The sequence below is a fragment of the Streptomyces platensis genome (assembly GCF_008704855.1).
Taxonomy (GTDB): Bacteria; Actinomycetota; Actinomycetes; order Streptomycetales; family Streptomycetaceae; genus Streptomyces; species Streptomyces platensis.
The window spans coordinates 7,127,644-7,143,459 of sequence record NZ_CP023691.1 but is presented as its reverse complement, the minus strand read 5'-3'; the positions used below and the strand labels follow the sequence as shown (position 1 = coordinate 7,143,459).

12 protein-coding genes and 1 pseudogene are annotated in these 15,816 nt (G+C 70.8%); 4 read left to right on the top strand and 9 right to left on the bottom strand.

What is annotated here, in order from left to right; all coding sequences use genetic code 11:
* Positions 1 to 43: 43 nt before the first annotated feature.
* Entirely contained in the window at positions 44 to 1,162 is a 1,119-nt protein-coding gene (locus CP981_RS31580) for a methyltransferase domain-containing protein (RefSeq protein ID WP_085922783.1), read from the bottom strand.
* Between the two features lie 435 nt (positions 1,163 to 1,597).
* The gene (locus tag CP981_RS31575) at positions 1,598 to 1,801 is read right to left on the bottom strand and encodes a hypothetical protein (protein ID WP_244329874.1); all 204 of its coding nucleotides are present in this window, start codon (positions 1,799 to 1,801) and stop codon (positions 1,598 to 1,600) included.
* 338 nt (positions 1,802 to 2,139) lie between these two features.
* On the opposite strand from CP981_RS31575, the gene CP981_RS31570 reads away from it, so the two are divergent.
* A complete protein-coding gene (locus CP981_RS31570) occupies positions 2,140 to 3,375 on the top strand; it encodes a helix-turn-helix transcriptional regulator (protein ID WP_167536170.1) in 1,236 nt (411 codons plus the stop codon).
* An 85-nt stretch (positions 3,376 to 3,460) separates the two neighbouring features.
* Here CP981_RS31570 and CP981_RS31565 read toward each other — a convergent pair.
* The 3 genes and pseudogenes from CP981_RS31565 to hydA all read right to left on the bottom strand — a co-directional run.
* Positions 3,461 to 3,706, bottom strand: a pseudogene (locus CP981_RS31565) (cytosine permease); the annotation flags it as partial.
* A gap of 1,258 nt (positions 3,707 to 4,964) precedes the next feature.
* Positions 4,965 to 5,966, bottom strand: a complete 1,002-nt coding sequence (locus CP981_RS31560; RefSeq protein WP_085922683.1) for a TIGR03842 family LLM class F420-dependent oxidoreductase — start codon at positions 5,964 to 5,966, stop codon at positions 4,965 to 4,967.
* Between the two features lie 11 nt (positions 5,967 to 5,977).
* Positions 5,978 to 7,384 (bottom strand): dihydropyrimidinase, encoded by a 1,407-nt coding sequence (gene hydA / locus CP981_RS31555; RefSeq protein ID WP_208853009.1) that lies wholly within the window; start codon positions 7,382 to 7,384, stop codon positions 5,978 to 5,980.
* Between the two features lie 370 nt (positions 7,385 to 7,754).
* On the opposite strand from hydA, the gene CP981_RS31550 reads away from it, so the two are divergent.
* The gene (locus tag CP981_RS31550; protein WP_085922684.1) at positions 7,755 to 8,639 is read left to right on the top strand and encodes a substrate-binding domain-containing protein; all 885 of its coding nucleotides are present in this window, start codon (positions 7,755 to 7,757) and stop codon (positions 8,637 to 8,639) included.
* A 130-nt stretch (positions 8,640 to 8,769) separates the two neighbouring features.
* On the opposite strand, the gene CP981_RS31545 is transcribed toward CP981_RS31550, so the two are convergent.
* Together CP981_RS31545 and CP981_RS31540 are read right to left on the bottom strand one after the other, a co-directional pair.
* Entirely contained in the window at positions 8,770 to 10,083 is a 1,314-nt protein-coding gene (locus CP981_RS31545; protein WP_085922685.1) for an aspartate aminotransferase family protein, read from the bottom strand.
* Complete coding sequence (locus CP981_RS31540) at positions 10,080 to 10,922, bottom strand: nitrilase-related carbon-nitrogen hydrolase (RefSeq protein WP_085922686.1); 843 nt, start codon at positions 10,920 to 10,922, stop codon at positions 10,080 to 10,082. The genes CP981_RS31545 and CP981_RS31540 overlap by 4 nt, the downstream gene beginning before the upstream one ends.
* A 192-nt stretch (positions 10,923 to 11,114) precedes the next feature.
* Here CP981_RS31540 and CP981_RS31535 point away from each other — a divergent pair, with 192 nt between their 5' ends.
* Positions 11,115 to 11,546, top strand: a complete 432-nt coding sequence (locus CP981_RS31535; protein WP_085922687.1) for a MarR family winged helix-turn-helix transcriptional regulator — start codon at positions 11,115 to 11,117, stop codon at positions 11,544 to 11,546.
* Between the two features lie 131 nt (positions 11,547 to 11,677).
* Positions 11,678 to 12,232 carry an isochorismatase family protein gene (locus tag CP981_RS31530; protein WP_085922688.1) on the top strand — a complete coding sequence of 185 codons (555 nt, stop codon included), beginning with the start codon at positions 11,678 to 11,680 and terminating at the stop codon, positions 12,230 to 12,232.
* 47 nt (positions 12,233 to 12,279) lie between these two features.
* On the opposite strand, the gene CP981_RS31525 is transcribed toward CP981_RS31530, so the two are convergent.
* Together CP981_RS31525 and ggt are read right to left on the bottom strand one after the other, a co-directional pair.
* Positions 12,280 to 13,767: an amidase gene (locus CP981_RS31525; RefSeq protein WP_085922689.1), complete on the bottom strand. Its 1,488-nt coding sequence runs from the start codon at positions 13,765 to 13,767 to the stop codon at positions 12,280 to 12,282.
* A 173-nt stretch (positions 13,768 to 13,940) separates the two neighbouring features.
* A complete protein-coding gene (gene ggt, locus CP981_RS31520; RefSeq protein ID WP_085922690.1) occupies positions 13,941 to 15,773 on the bottom strand; it encodes a gamma-glutamyltransferase in 1,833 nt (610 codons plus the stop codon).
* Between the last annotated feature and the right edge of the window lie 43 nt (positions 15,774 to 15,816).

The window sequence follows — 15,816 nt, the reverse complement described above, 5'->3', positions numbered from 1 at the left end:
CGCCCGTGCGCCACGCGGGGGCAGCGCACAGACAGGGCCGGTCTCAAAGGGCCCAGGAGTCGGCCGGGTCGTCCAGCCACACCCGTTCACCCTCGGCTGTCACGGTCAGGCCGAACCGGGTGTGTTCAGGCTTTCCGTGGTGGACCCACCATCGGAACGCGTTTTCCACCTGTTCCCAGAGCCGGCGTGGACCTTGTTGCCAGACACGGGCCGTCTTCCCGTCGCGGAACATCACACACGCCCATGAGTGGTCGCTCAGGCTGTAGAACCAGACCGGCCGCGCGCCGTCGCTCTTGTTCGCCACGATGAACGAACACCGGGGAACACGGAGGCCCATGGCGAACCGCTCCGGCCCGAATTGCTCCCCGACGAACTCCGTTTCGGTGAGCGTCGTGGCGGACTCGACACCGTCCGCCACGCTCCCCTTGACGTACGCGGAGTGCGGGCGGGGGACGAACCGCTGAGACCGGAGCTTCATGAACTCCACGGGGCCGGTGAACCTGCCGGACGCGCTCTCACCATCCGGCGCGACCACCAGGCGTGCCACCGCGTCGGCGTGGCTGTAGTGCGTCCCCCACGGCGCCACGATGACACCGCCCGGCCGGCATTGCTCCACCCACGCGAACGGAATGGACCGGAGGCCACACGTAGCGATGACCCGGTCATACGGCGCCCCTTCCCGATAGCCCTGGAACCCGTCGCCGTGGACGACCTGGAGAGGGATTCCCAGCCGCTCCACCGTCGCCATGGCGGCTGTGGCCACCGCCCGGTCCACCTCCACCGTGGTCACGCACCCCGGGCCGGCACGGTGGACCATGAGCAACGCATTCCAGGCTGTGGCCGTGCCGATCTCCAGAGTCTTGTGGCCTGGCTGGAGTTCCAGGTCCTGGAGCATCCGGAACACCACGGAGGGCATGGACACGGAGCTGGTCGGCACGTGCCCGGGTTCGCGGCCGGAGTGCTGCCCGTCGTCCCACTGAGTGACGATCGGTACGTCGGAGTCCGCGTACTCCTGCCACTTGACGGGATCTTCCGCCCTGGACACGGCCACGCTCCGGCCGCCCTCCATATCGAACGGCCACATCAGGTCCGGCAACACGGTGGACCGGGGAACGGCCGCGTACGAGGGTGCCCAGTCGGGGGAAAGGGCCCCTGAAGACATGAGGACGCGCCCCAGCCCGTCAAGGCCGGGACGCCCCTTGGGTACGTCGGTGGTCACTGCTCAGACAGCCTTGGGCGGGTTGGGGACACCGGGGCCACCGTCAGGGGACGGGGGCTGATGCGGGCCGGGGTACGGCTTCCCCGGGAGCTTGTCGCCACCGTCGTTCGCAAGGATCATGATCACGTTTCCTCCTGTGTGCTCTCACTGATAACTGCCCCCGGCCGGCTGCCGCTGTCCATGCACATGACGGCCGGGGCCTTGGCCGCCCCTATTCCGGGGGCGGAGTCTTCTGGGAACGCGCGCCCGCCTCCACGGGTACGCCGTCGTGCTGGGGGTGGCGCCGGAGCAACACACGACAGTCCACGACACGGGTCCGGTCACGGGCCCTTTCGGCCGCCTCCAACTCCCGTTGCAGGTCAATGCACTTCGTGCAGCTCACGGCATACCTCGCAGTCGTGCCCGCTGGAGTGCCGCCAGTGCCTGGAGCTGTCGTCCCTCGTGCTCGGTGCCGGGTCGCAGACGGCGGTAAGCCACGTCCCAGGTAAGGCCCGTGGGCCGTTCCAGTCCGACCATGAGTCCCCTCACGTCTCGTACCACGGCCACCATGTCGGCGTCCCGGTCGAAGACGACAGTCCCCACCGGGACCTCCTCAGGTGATCTGAAGGACGCGGGTTGCACCTCAGTTGCGGTCATCCCATACCTCCCTTCCGTGTGGATGGCCCGCGATGACGGCGTTACAGCTCCGGACGGTCAACGAGCGCTCGTCCCGGCGCGCCGACTCCCTCTCCCGGTCGCAGGACTGGCACACGTCGCACCCATTAACGGCAACGGGTTCCAGCGCCGGACCGGCAGACCTCACGACGACCGGGGCGCGATCAGCGGCAGCCATTTCACTTGCCATAACGGCCAGCATTCCGGCCCCCGTGTGCTTCCGGAGCAGCCTGCGTGTATGCCTCTGCGTAGGCCAGACTGGGGTCATGACCGGGGAGACCATCCAGGCAATGATCAGACGCCTTCGCAAAGCGCGCGGCTGGTCACAGGAACGCCTGGCGGAGAAGGCGAACGAAGTTGCCCGCGATCTCCCCACGCTGGGACTGAATGCCTCTCTGAGTCGCCAGGACGTGTACCGGTGGGAGGCAGCGAAGCGGAAACCGCGCGAATGGCTGCCGGTCCTGGCCATCGTCTTAGGAGTGTCCAGGGAGGAACTGGAGGCAGCGACGGCTGTAGAGGAAACGACCGCTCTTCCCGAAACGCGCACGGTGGACGACTTCCTTCGGCCCGGTGATCCCTTCGCCCCGCTCGTCGACGGTCCCGGCCGGCGGATCGGCCGATCCACAGTGACGGACCTGGCCGACCGGGTGCACGGCCTCCGACTGGCGGACGACGTGGTGTACGGACGTGACCTGATCGGGCGCGCACGCCGCGATCTGAGGTCCTCGGTGGACCTCTACCGAATGACCACGCACACAGAAGCCGTTGGGCAGGGTCTACTCCGGGCGATCGCGGAGCTGGCCCAGATTGTGGGTTGGGTGGCCAGTGACGCCGGAGAGTACGCGGAGGCGGAGAAGGTCTACCGCCTGGGGCTATCTGCCGCGCGGAAAGCCGGAGATGGCACCCTGGCGGGTCAGCTTCTGGGCACGCTGGCTTACCAGGTAGCCAATCAGGGTGATCCGCGTGAGGCGGTGGCTATGGCGGTGGCCGCGGTGGACGCCGCCGGGCCGGACGCTCCGTCCCGCGCACGCGCGCTTTTCCTGGACCGCGTGGCGTGGGCACACACCCGGGCCGGCTGTCCTCAAGAGGCGATTCAGGCACTGGGCAAGGCCCACGAAGCGCTCACGGACGAGCACGGGGCGGATGAACCGGACTGGACTTACTGGGTGTCCGTTGAGGAGCTGGAGGTCATGGACGCCAGGGTCTACACCGAGCTGCACAGACCACTCCGCGCCGTGCCACTCCTGTCCGAGGTCTTGGACCGCTACGACGCAACGCACGCACGGGAGTTGGCGCTCTACCTTTCCTGGTTGGCGGTGGCCTACGCGGACGCCAACGAGCCGGAAGAAGCGGCAGCAACCGCGGAACGCATGCTGGCTCTGTCCACCGGCGGAGCCTCTGAGCGAACCGCCGAGCGGACGCGGGTGGTTCTTGAGAGCTTGAAGCCCTTCCGAAAGGTGCCGGAGGTAGCAGCACTCCTCGGGGAGTACCCGGCCGCCTGAGGCGCGGATATGGCTGTGCCCCCCTTGGAGGTCTTCGCCATGACCGAGGCTCAACGGCTGTTAACCACGCTCGTGATCAACATGCCTAGGACCTTGTCCGGCCCCTCATGGCCGGAGCCATCAGCACTGTGTAAAGCGTCAACGCAACACCGAGCCCCACCGCCCAGCCGTAGTCGGCCAGGGGCTGGAGGAACGGGATCAGACCGTCGGCCGGGAACGGCCCCTTGCCCGGCTGGGAGTAGGTGCCGCCCACCGCCAGCAGGCCGCCGGTGACGAAGGCGAGGACGGCGCGCCAGTTCCAGCCGGCGGTGTACCAGTAGCGGCCGCCGGGGAGGAGAAAGCCCTTCTTCCTGCTGCCCAAGCGGACCATGCTCAGGCTGATGGCGGAGCAGTGAAGGACGTCACCTTGTCCATTGACGCCGTGGTGTACATAAAGGCGTGTTGTACATGACGGAACACGATTATCGACCGGCGCCGGAGGGGGTAGCCGCGCCTCCAAACTCACCTCTTAAGAGGTGCGTAAGCTAGCTGGCTTCAAGATTGAGCTAGCGCAATCTTGAAGCCAGCTAGCTTAATCTCGAAATTCGTCAGTCTCACCGTTAGATGGATTTGCTGAACGGTGGGACTGAAGGTCCCTCAGCGAGACCAACAGGCAGGTGAGAGCCCGGCCTTGCATGCATGCCTGCCACGCTTGCTCGCTTGCTAGCAAGCGGATCTCCCCATGGAACTCGCCGACCTCCCTGGGGAGCATGTCGACCTCCCTAGGGAGCATGCTGGCTCTCGCCATTGTCTACATTGACTACACAATGCGCGGCGTTGAAGAAAAGCACTCTCGGAATCCCGGATCAAGGCGACAGCATCGCACCGGCAGCGCTACCGTTGCGACGACAACAACGCCGCCCTCATGGGCGTTATTTGGCGTTCCCGAACGCAGGAGAGAGAGCCGTGGGCGACCCTCAGACCCCAATCATCAAGATCCACACCAAGAGCGTGCGGCTCTCTGTGTACCGCATCCCACCGTGGTTACTCGTTTCCTTCGCAACCATTGTGGGATCGGGCAGTGTTGGGTGGGCCATCACCAACCGGTAGCGTCTGAGGAGAAGCGAGTCCCCCATTGCAGCCGCGTAAGCCGGTCAGGACGACCTGGCGCTACTCATCCACATCAGGCGGCAGCGGTGAACTCCTCCTTCTCCGGCTCCACGTAGTCCTCCGGCATCGCCCAGGTGATAGTCACCCGCTTCATCGCTGTTGAACCTCTTCTGCCCCCGGGAGCCGGATCACGCGCAACTCATCAATGGCCAGGCGGAGAAGGTTCCGGCGGAGCGGTAGGTCCGCTTCGTCCCACGCGACGCCCCCTTCCTCCTCCAACAGGAACGACATGTCCACGTCGTTGCCCGCCACCGGTGCTGATCCAACGTCTCCTGAACCTCCGTCAAAACCTGCCAACAAGGGTGCGGTCGCGGGCATGCGGGGACCTCTCGTCCGGGTGCGGGCCGCCGGGCGGTGCGGCGGTGGCCCGGTTGCCGCGCCCGGCCGACGGGCCGGGGCGGCGCGCGCGGGGCCGCAACGCGCCTGCGCCCGGGGCCCGTTCAGTCGGCGAACGCGGGAAGGATCTCTGCTCCGTAGGCGTCGATGGTGGATTCCTTGGCGTCGTGCATGGCGTAGAGCGCGAACTGGTCGACGCCCAGGGCCTGGAGCTGCCGCAGCTTGTCGAGGTGTGCGGCGGCCGGGCCGAGCAGGCAGAAGCGGTCGATGACCGCGTCCGACACAAAGCCCGCGTCGGGGTTGCCCGACCGGCCGTGGTGGGCGTAGTCGTAGCTCTCCCGGGACGCGATGTACGCGGTCAGCTCGTCCGGCACCATGCCGGAGTGCTCGCCGTAGCGTGCGACGAGGTCGGCGACGTGGTTGCCGACCATGCCACCGAACCAGCGGCACTGCTCACGGGCGTGGTCCAGATCGTCGCCCACATAGGCCGGTGCGGCGACACAGATCGTGACATCGGCCGGGTCGCGGCCGGCGTCCACCGCGGCCTTCCGCACCGCCTTGATCATCCACTCGGTGAGGAAGGGGTCGGCCAGCTGGAGGATGAAGCCGTCGGCCAGCTCGCCGGCCATGGCGAGGGCCTTGGGCCCGTAGGCGGCCATCCACACCGGGAGCTTGCCGTCCTTGATCCAGGGGATCTTGATCCGGTGGTCGCCGACGTACGCCTCCCGGCCCTCGGCGAGATCGCGGATGACGCGGATCGACTCGCCCAGCCGGGCCAGGGTGTTGGGCGGGCGTCCGGCCACCCGCATCGCGGAGTCGCCGCGCCCGATGCCGCAGACGGTGCGGTTGCCGTACATCTCGTTGAGGGTGGCGAAGGTGGAGGCGGTGACCTCGGGGGTGCGGGTGGAGGGGTTGGTGACCATCGGGCCGACGATCATCCGCTCGGTGTGTTCCAGCACCCGGCTGTAGATGACGAACGGTTCCTGCCACAGGACGGCCGAGTCGAAGGTCCAGCCGTAGCGGAAGCCGTTGCGCTCGGCGCGGCGCATCAGGGACACAACGGCGGAGGCGGGCGGGTCGGCCTGTAGGACAACTCCGAAGTCCACAGCGGCGCTCCTTAGATGAGGTACTGGCAGGTGCCACGCGGGATGTACTGGCCGTGTCCCGCGCGTCCGGTGAACTCCCGCCGGTCGAGGACGAGTTCGCCCCGCGAGAGCACGGTTTCGACCTGCCCGGTGAGGCGTTTGCCCTCGTACGGCGAGTAGTCGACGTTCATGTGGTGGGTCTCGGCGGAGACGGTCTGTTCGACGGTGGGGTCGTAGATGACGAGGTCGGCGTCGGAGCCGGGGGCGAGGGTGCCCTTCTTGGGGTAGAGGCCGAACATGCGGGCCGGGGTGGCGCAGGCGATCTCGATCCAGCGGCGGCGGCTGATCCGGCCCTCCACGACGCCTTGGTGGAGGAGGTCCATCCGGTTCTCCACGCCCGGCATCCCGTTGGGGATCTTGGAGAAGTCGCCGCGGCCGAGCTCCTTCTGTCCCTGGAAGCAGAACGGGCAGTGGTCGGTCGAGACCACCTGGAGGTCGTTGGTGCGCAGCCCGCGCCACAGCGCCTCCTGGTGCTCACGCGGCCGCAGCGGCGTGGAACACACGTACTTGGCGCCCTCGAAGTCCGGCTCGGCGAGGTTGTCGGTGGACAGGAACAGATACTGCGGGCAGGTCTCACCGAAGACGTTCAGCCCCTTGTCGCGGGCCTGGGCGATCTCGGCGAGAGCTTCCTCGGCGGAGACGTGCACGACATAGAGCGGGGCGCCGGCCACCCGCGCCAGCTGGATGGTGCGGTGGGTGGCCTCGGCCTCCAGGAGGACCCGGCGGACCTCACCGTGGTAGCGCGGGTCGGTGCGGCCCTCGGCCAGCGCCTGTTCGACGAGGACGTCGATGGCGATGCCGTTCTCGGCGTGCATCATGATCAGCCCGCCGTTGCCGGCGGACTGCTGCATGGCGCGCAGGATCTGCCCGTCGTCGCTGTAGAAGACGCCGGGATAGGCGGTGAAGAGCTTGAACGAGGTGACGCCCTCCGCCACCAGGAGGTCCATCTCCTTGAGGGTGTGCTCGTTGACGTCCGAGAGGATCATGTGGAACGCGTAGTCGATGGCGCACTGGGCGTCGGACTTGGCGTGCCAGGCGTCCAGGCCGGCGCGCAGCGACTTGCCGCGGGACTGGACCGCGAAGTCGATGAGGGTGGTGGTGCCGCCCCAGGCCGCGGCGCGGGTGCCGGTCTCGAAGTTGTCGGAGGAGAAGGTCCCGCCGAAGGGGAAGTCCAGATGGGTGTGCGCGTCGACGCCCCCTGGGATGACGTATTTCCCGGTGGCGTCGAGGACGCGGTCCGCCGTCCCGGTCCAGCCGTCCGCGGTGTGGCTGCCGTGTGCCGCGAGGGCGGCGACCCGGCCGTCCTCCACCAGGACATCGGCGTGGACCTCATCGGCGGCGGTGATCACCAGTCCGCCCTGCACGACCGTACGGCTCACAATCCTGCTCCCTTCCACACCAGCGACATCGGCGGCACGGGAAGGCGGAGCTCGACGCGCACCATCCCCTGGCAGGTCTGCTCCGCTGACGCCACGCCACCACCGGTCTACACCCGTAGATCACGGTCGAGAAGGAGACCGTAGAAGCATGTCACCCACGGTGGCAATACCGTGACCGTTAATCAGCGGAGACGTTCGTGTTGCGCCGACGATCAGCTGGACGGTTCAACGCGGGGCACGGGCGAGGGGTGCGTGGTACCCGCGGGAGGGGTGCGGGAGTGACGCGTTGGGCAGGTATGCGCCGAACCGGCGGGCGAACCTGGCGGGCTGCCCGGCATTCTGACGGACGAATCGGAAAGGCGGCGGGTTCATGGACCAGCGCACACCGTGGGAGTTCTCCGACGACCGGGGGCGCCTGGCGGTGGCCGGCGACCGGCCGCTCAGGATCGTGGCGTACATACAGGCGGGGGCGACGCTGTGGGACCACGGTATACGCCCCGTGGGGCTCTTCGGGTCCCAGCACGACGGCGCCGCCCCCGACCCCGCCAAGGCCGGCGAGCTGCCGCTCGCGGAGATCGGCTATCTCGGTTCGGGCGGCGCGCTGCACCCGGACACCCTGCTGGAGGCGGCGCCGGACCTCGTGGTGGCCGTGACCTATGACGGCGAGCAGGTCTACGGGCTGGAGCCGAAGATCGCCCTGGAGCTGGAGGCGCATGTCCCGGTCGCCACCGTCGCGGTGGGCCCCGGCCGCAGCCTGGCGGGGGTGCGCGAGCGGTTCGCGGCGCTCGCCGGTTCGCTGGGCTGCGGCGAACCCCTGGGCCGGGCACGGGAGTTGGACGCCGCGGAGGACGCCCTGCGGCAGGCGACCGGCGGGGCCGTACGGCCGCGGGTGCTGGCGCTGTCGCCCGCGGGACTGGAGCGGGTGCATCTGGCCCGGCCCAGCTCCTGGCCGGATCTGCGGGCGCTGACCGAGCACGGGGTGGGGCTGCTGGAGCCGGCTGGGGGCGCCGGGGTGAACTGGTCGACCGTCGGCTGGGCGGACGCCGCGGCGCTGGCGCCGGACATCGTGCTGATGGACGTACGGGCCAATGCCGCCCGGCCCGAACAGCTCCGGTCCGACGCCCACTGGCGCACGATCGAGGCCCGGTCCCGGCTGCTGCCGTGGAATCCGGAGGCCCCGTGCAGCCGGCGCGCCCACACCCGCTTCTTCACCCTGGTGGCCGACACGGTGCGGGAGACCGCCGGGACCGCCTGAGGTGTTGCGGGGCCTGACGCGTGTCATGCGCTGCGGTCCACGTCCGCGTTGTCCGGCACGGCACTCCCGCGCGGATACCGACCGGGGGCCGGGGCCCCGCGCCTGACGAAACCCCGGCCACGGCCGTGCCCTACGCCGGAGCCAGCCGGCCCTGCGCCGCCCGTAGTGCGTCCGCCAGCAGATCCGCGCCTTCTTCCGCTTCGGCGATGGTCAGCGTCATCGGGGGTGCGATGCGCAGTGAGGCGCCGCCCTGGCCGCCCTTCCCGATCAGCAGGCCGCGTTCGCGGGCGGCCTCCAGCACCAGGGAGGCGGCCTCCGGCGAGCGCTCGTCGGTGCCGGGGCGGACCAGTTCGATGCCGATCATCAGGCCGCGGCCGCGCACTTCCCGGACGAGATCGAGACCGGCCGCGACCGCCCGCAGCCGCTCGATGAGCAGGCCGCCGACCCGCCGGGCGTTGCCCTGGAGGTCGTGTTCCAGGAGATAGCCGAGGTTGGCCAGGCCCGCGGCCATGGTGACCGGGCTGCCGCCGAAGGTGGAGATGGAGTTCGCGGAGAGCGAGTCCATCACCTCGGCGCGGGCCACCACCCCGCCGATGGACATCCCGTTGCCGATGCCCTTGGCGAAGGTCAGCATGTCGGGCGGGCCGTTCTCGGCGTGCGCCTGCCAGCCCCAGAAGTGATCGCCGGTACGGCCCCAGCCGGTCTGCACCTCGTCGCTGATCCAGAGGATGCCGTGCCGGGCGAGCACCTCGCGGAACGCGGCGTACAGGCCGTCCGGCGGCATGGTGAATCCGCCGACGCCCTGGACCGGTTCGGCGATCAGCGCGGCGACGCCGCCCGCGGTCTGCTGGAGCATGTCCTCCAGGTCGGCGACGCAGGCCTCGGTGTACGCATCGTCGCTCAGCCCGGCGTACGGGCCGCGGCTGCGCACTCCGCCGTGGACGTACAGCGTCTGGAGGGGCGAGAGGCTGGTGGGTGACCAGCTCTGGTTGCCGGTGATGCCGACGGTGGAGAAGGACCGGCCGTGGTAGCTGTTGCGCATCGCCAGGACCTGGTTGGAGCGGCGGTACGTGGTGGCCAGGAGGAGCGCGGCGTCGTTGGCTTCCGTACCGGAGGTGGTGAAGAAGACCCGGGCGTCGGGGATGCCGGAGAGCGCCGCGATCCGCTCCGCCAGCTCGACCATGGGGCGCGAGAGGTAGAGCGTCGAGGTGTGGATGATCCGGCCGGCCTGTTCGGCGACGGCCTTGGTGACCTCGGGCAGCGCGTGCGCCGTCATGGTGGTGAGGATGCCGCCGAAGAAGTCGAGATAGCGGTTGCCCTCGGCGTCCCAGACGTGGCGGCCCTCGCCATGGGTGAGTTCGAGGGGTCGCTCGTAGTAGAGGCTCAGCCAGGAGGGGAGGACGGATTGATGGCGGGCGTGCAGGCTCGCGGGGTCGTGGGTCATGGCTGCACCAGCCCGTCGTAGGCGTCGGGCCGTCGGTCGCGGTAGAAGGCCCACTGCTGCCGGACCTCGTCGATCATGTCGAAGTCGAGGTCGCGGATGACCAGTTCCTCCTTGGAGTCACTGGCGACCTCGCCGACGAACTGGCCCCGGGGGTCGACGAAGTAGCTGGTGCCGTAGAAGTCGTTGTCGCCGTACTCCTCGACGCCGACCCGGTTGATCGCCGCGATGAAGTACTCGTTGGCGACCGCGGCCGCGGGCTGCTCCAGCTGCCAGAGGTAGGCGGACAGGCCGCGGGAGGTGGCGGAGGGGTTGTAGACCAGCTGGGCGCCGTTGAGGCCCAACTGCCGCCAGCCTTCGGGGAAGTGGCGGTCGTAGCAGATATAGACGCCCACCTTGCCGACGGCGGTGTCGAAGACCGGCCAGCCGGCGTTCCCCGGCTTGAAGTAGTACTTCTCCCAGAAGCCCTTGACCTGCGGGATGTGGTGCTTGCGGTAGGTGCCCAGGACCGTGCCGTCGGCGTCGATGACGGCCGCGGTGTTGTAGTAGAAGCCGGACTGTTCGACCTCGAAGACGGGGACGACGATGACCATGCCGGTCTCGCGGGCCAGGTCCTGCATCCGCCGGACGGTCGGCCCGTCGGGCACCGGCTCGGCCCAGCGGTAGTGCTCGGGGTCCTGGACCTGGCAGAAGTACGGGGCGTTGAAGACTTCCTGGAAGCCGATCACCTTCGCGCCCTGCGCGGCGGCCGCTCTGGCGTACTCCTCATGCTTCGCGATCATCGATTCGGTGTCGCCGGTCCAGGTCGCCTGAACCAGTGCGGCACGCACAACATCGGCCATGAGCTGCTCCTTTGTCGATGCGTCAGCCTGCGCCCGCGCATGATCTACGCCGCGATCTACGCGTGTGGAGGTGACCGTAAGCCCCGTCACGGACCGTGGCAAGACCATCTCCACCGTGGCGCGTCCGGCGGCGCACCGCAGAATCGACAGGGAAACTTGTAAGTTTGCCTGTCGATTTCGTACGCTGGACAGATGCCGGAAAAGAACGTGGAACGCCTGGCGACGGACCTCGGCGCGGCCGTCGCGCAGCTCATGCGGCATCTGCGCGCCGCCTCCCCCCAGGGCGAGCTCACCCCGACCCAGCGGGCGGTGCTCTCCCGGATCCACACCGGCGGTCCGGCCACCATCGCGGCGCTGGCCCGCGCCGAGCTGGTGCGCCCGCAGTCCATGCGGCTGACCATCGGGGCGCTGGAGGAGCGCGGCATCCTCGCCCGCAGTCCGCATCCGACGGACGGACGGCAGGTGGTCTTCTCCCTCACCGAAGAGGGCCGCCGGGTGGTCGGCGCCGTCCGCCAGGCCAAGCACGACTGGCTGGCGGAGGCCCTCGCCGACCGGCTGACCGCGGAGGAGCGGCAGACCCTGGACACGGCGGCCGGGCTGCTACGGCGGCTGCTGCCGGAATGAGCGAGAGCGCCGCCGGCGCAGGCGCCAGGGCCGCCACGACGGGCGCGCCGGGCGGTTCCGGTGCGTCCGCCGAGGGCTCCGGCCGCGCCTTCGGCGCCCCGCCCCCGCCCCACACCACACAAGGAGCACCCATGCCCGTCACCACCCTCGACGCCACGACCGCCCTGGTACTGATCGACCTGCAAAAGGGCATCGCGGCCCTGCCCACCGCCCCGGTGCCGGCCGCCGAGGTCATCGAGCGCGCCGCCGGGCTGGCCGCCGCGTTCCGGGCGCGCGGGCTGCCCGTCGTCCTGGTGAACGTCACCGGTGGCGCCCCGGGCCGTACGGAGCACGCGCGGCCGGCCGGCGAGCCGCCCGCCGACTGGGCGGAGCTGGTGCCCGAGCTCGGCCGGCAGCCCGGCGACCTCACCGTCTCCAAGCAGGGGTGGGGCGCCTTCCACGGCACGGACCTGGACCGGGAGCTGCGCCGCCGCGGGGTGACCCAGATCGTCCTCGGCGGCATCGCCACCAGCATCGGGGTGGAGTCCACCGCCCGTGCCGCGTACGAGCACGGCTACCACGTCACCCTCGCCACCGACGCGATGACCGACCTGGACGCCGACGCGCACCGCAACAGCGTGGAGCGGGTCTTCCCGCGGCTGGGCGAGACCGGTACGGCCGACGCGATCCGCACGCTCCTCGGCTGAGGCTCAGGGGCCGTCCGCCCCCGGCTCGGCGCCGTCCGCCCCGCAGCTCAGGGGCGGACGGCGTCGTGCGGCGCGGGATGGCCGGCCGGCCGCCGCTCGTGCCAGCGCAGATCGTCCTGGAGCTGGGCGGCCAGCGAGATCAGCTGCGGCTCGCCGTGGGCCGGGCCGAGCAGCTGGGCGCCGAGCGGCAGGCCGTCGGCGCTGAACCCGGCGGGCACGCTCACGCCCGGCCAGCCGAGGACGTTCCACGGCCAGGCGTACGGGCAGGCGGCGATCATGGCCTGATCCGTACGCCAGCCGCTGAGCTTGGCGAGGGTGCCGATACGGGGCGGCGGGGTGGCCGTGGTCGGCGTCAGCAGGACGTCGTAGGGGCCGAACAGCGCGCCGATCCGCCGCTGTTGGCGCCGCTCGGCGGCGCGCGCCCGGCGCAGTACGGGCCCGCCGAGCAGCCGGCCCATCCGCGCCGCCTCCCGCGTACGGCGGTCCAGCAGCGAACGGTCGGGGACTCGGTCCGCCCACTCCCCCACCCCGGCCGTGGCACGCGGGACGAAGGCCAGCCCGACCAGCCCGTAGTCCGGCTCCGCCTCCTCGACGAAGTGTCCGAGACGGGCCAGCGTGCGGGCCACACCGGTCACCGCGGCCCGGACGTCCGGGTGCAGCGGCTTGGGCGTGAAGGTGAAGGCGGCCTTCCAGGACAGCGCGATCCGCAGCCGTCCCGGGTCGCGGCCGGCGGCCTCGCGGGCGGCGATGGCGGGCGGCCGGTGCAGATCGCCGTCGTGGTTGCCGCTGGCCACGTCCAGCAGCAGGGCCGCGTCCTCGACCGTACGGGCCAGCGGGCCGATGCCGGTGATCCCCTGGAAGGACTCGGGGTCCGGCCAGGTGGAGATGCGGCCGCGCTGGGGTTTGATGCCGACGAGATGGGACCAGGCGGCGGGGATCCGGACCGAGCCGGCGCCGTCGGTGCCGAGGGCGGCGGGGACCAGCCCGGCCGCGACCGCGGCGGCCGAACCGCCGGACGAGCCGCCCGGGGTGTGGGCGAGGTTCCACGGGTTGCAGGTGTTGCCGAAGGCCGGGCCCTCGGTGAACGGCCACTGGCCCAGTTCGCAGGCGTTGGTCTTGCCGACGATGATCGCGCCGGCCGCCCGCAGCCGCCGGACGACCTCGGCGTCGCGCTCCTTGGGCGGGAATTCCCCGGCGCAGCCGAACGCGGTCGGTTCGCCCGCCACATCGGTGTCGTCCTTGACCGCGACCGGCACCCCGAGCAGCGGCAGCCGCTCCCCGGCCGCGAGCCTGCGGTCGGCCTCCGCGGCCTCCGCCGGCGCCGCCTCGGCCCGTACCCGCCGGAAGGCGTTGACCGTGGCCTGGGTGGCCTCGATGCGCTCCAGCGACCGCCGTACCAGCGCGGTCGAGGTCACCCGGCCCTCGGCGAGCGCCCGCGCCTGCTCGGCGAGGCCTTCCAACTCGCCCGCCGTGGCACCGATGTGCCGGACCGGGACCTGCCCGGTCTCGCTGTCCTGGCTCTCGTCAACGCTCACGCTGCGTGCCCTCCCTGGGACCGCTCATTCGAACGAACGGTCCCAGGAGGCTAATCGCCTCCGCCGTGGCCATCAACGACGCCGCGCGGGGCGGTACATCGACGACACACGGACGGCACACAGCGGTCCGTCCGTGTCAGCGGTGTGACATCCCGGCTCCCGTACCGGGGGCGTTACGAGCGGTGCACGACCCGCGCGGAGCCGCCGCCGCGCCGTACCTTTTCAGCCGCCGCCAGCCAGCGGCCGTCCGGCAGCCGCTGGACGCCGGTCGCCGCGCCGATCTCCGGGTTCTCCTTGAAGGCATGGCCGAGCGCTTCGAGTTGCCGGCGGACCGGGCTGTTCCACAGACCGGGTTCGAGCTCGGTCAGAGCCGCGTTGCGCTGGCTGGCCCGCGGCGCGGCGATGGCGTCGACCAGCGGCATTCCGCGGTCGAGGTGGTTGACCAGGGTCTGGAGCACGGTGGTGATGATGGTCGCGCCGCCGGGCGAGCCGAGCGCCACCACCGGTCGGCCGTGCCGCAGCACGATCGTCGGCGACATCGACGAACGCGGCCGCTTGCCGGGGCCGGGCAGATTCGGGTCATGCACCGACGGGCTCGCCGGGGCGAAGGAGAAGTCGGTGAGCTCGTTGTTGAGCAGGAAGCCGCGGTGCGGGACGACGATGCCGCTGCCGCCGGTCTGTTCGATGGTCAGGGTGTAGGCGACGACATTGCCCCACTTGTCGGCGACGGTCAGATGGGTGGTGTTCTCCCCCTCGTACGTCGTCGGCGCGGCCCGGCCGGCAGCGGCGCAGCGCGCGGGGTGGCGCGGGTCGCCGGGCGCGAGCGGGCTGGTCAGCGCCTTGTCGTCGTGGATGAGGCAGGCGCGGGCGTCGGCGAACCGCTGGGACGTCAGGCCCTTGGTCGGGACGTCCTCCTGTGCCGGGTCGCCGACCCAGCGGCCGCGGTCGGCGAAGGCGATCCGGGCCGCCTCGATGTAGCGGTGCAGGAACTGCTTCTCGCTCAGCCGGGAGAGATCGCTCTTCTCCAGGATGTTCAGCGCCTCGGCGACGCTGGTGCCGCCGGAGGAGGACGGCGCCATGCCGTAGACGTCCAGGCCGCGGTAGCCGGTGCGGGTCGGCGCCTGGCTCAGCACCCGGTAGGCGCGCAGATCCCCCGCGGTCAGATCGCCGGGCCGTACCGTGCGCGGGGAGCCGGTGCGCACCGGCGGTGTGCGGACCGTGCGGACGATGTCCCGGGCCAGCGCACCGTCGTAGAGCGCGCCGACGCCCCTGTTCGCCAACTCCCCGTACGTACGGGCCAGATCGGGGTTCTTCAGCGTCGAGCCGACCACCGGGAGCTTGCCGCCGGGCAGGTAGAGGCGGGCGGTCGCCGGGAAGTCGCGGAAGCGGGCCTCGTTGTCCGCGGTCTGCCGGCGGAAGGTCTCGTCGACCGTGAAGCCGCCCGCGGCCAGCCGCTGCGCGGGCCGCAGTACCTGGCGCAGGGACCGGCTGCCCCACTTGCGCAGGGCGGTGTCCCAGGTGGCGGCGGTGCCCGGGGTGCCGACGCTCAGCCCGCTGGTGACGGCGTCCTCGAACGGGAGGGGCTTGCCGTTCTCCAGGAAAAGATCCTTGCCGGTGGAGCGCGGGGCGGTCTCCCGGCCGTCGAGCGTGCGTACGGTCCGGGTCCGGGCGTCGTAGGAGACGAAGTAGCCGCCGCCTCCGATGCCCGCGGAGTAGGGCTCGGTGACGCCGAGGGCGGCGGCGGTGGCGACGGCCGCGTCGACGGCGTTGCCGCCCTTCCTCAGGACCGCGATACCGGCGGCCGAGGCGTCCGGGTCGACGCTGGAGACGGCCCCGCCGTGGCCGACGGCGACCGGAGTCTTCTCCGGTGTGGCGGTGGTGGCGCCGTCCCGGTCGGCGGCGGGCCGCGCGGACGCGGCGGTTCCGGCGGCGGCCGGGACCGCCACCAGGGAGCCGGCCAGCGCGGCGGCCGCTCCCAGGACGGTGAGGCGTCGGGCTCTGGTCATACCGGGGTTTCCTCCCAGAGGTGGGCGGGGGGCGGCAGGGGCC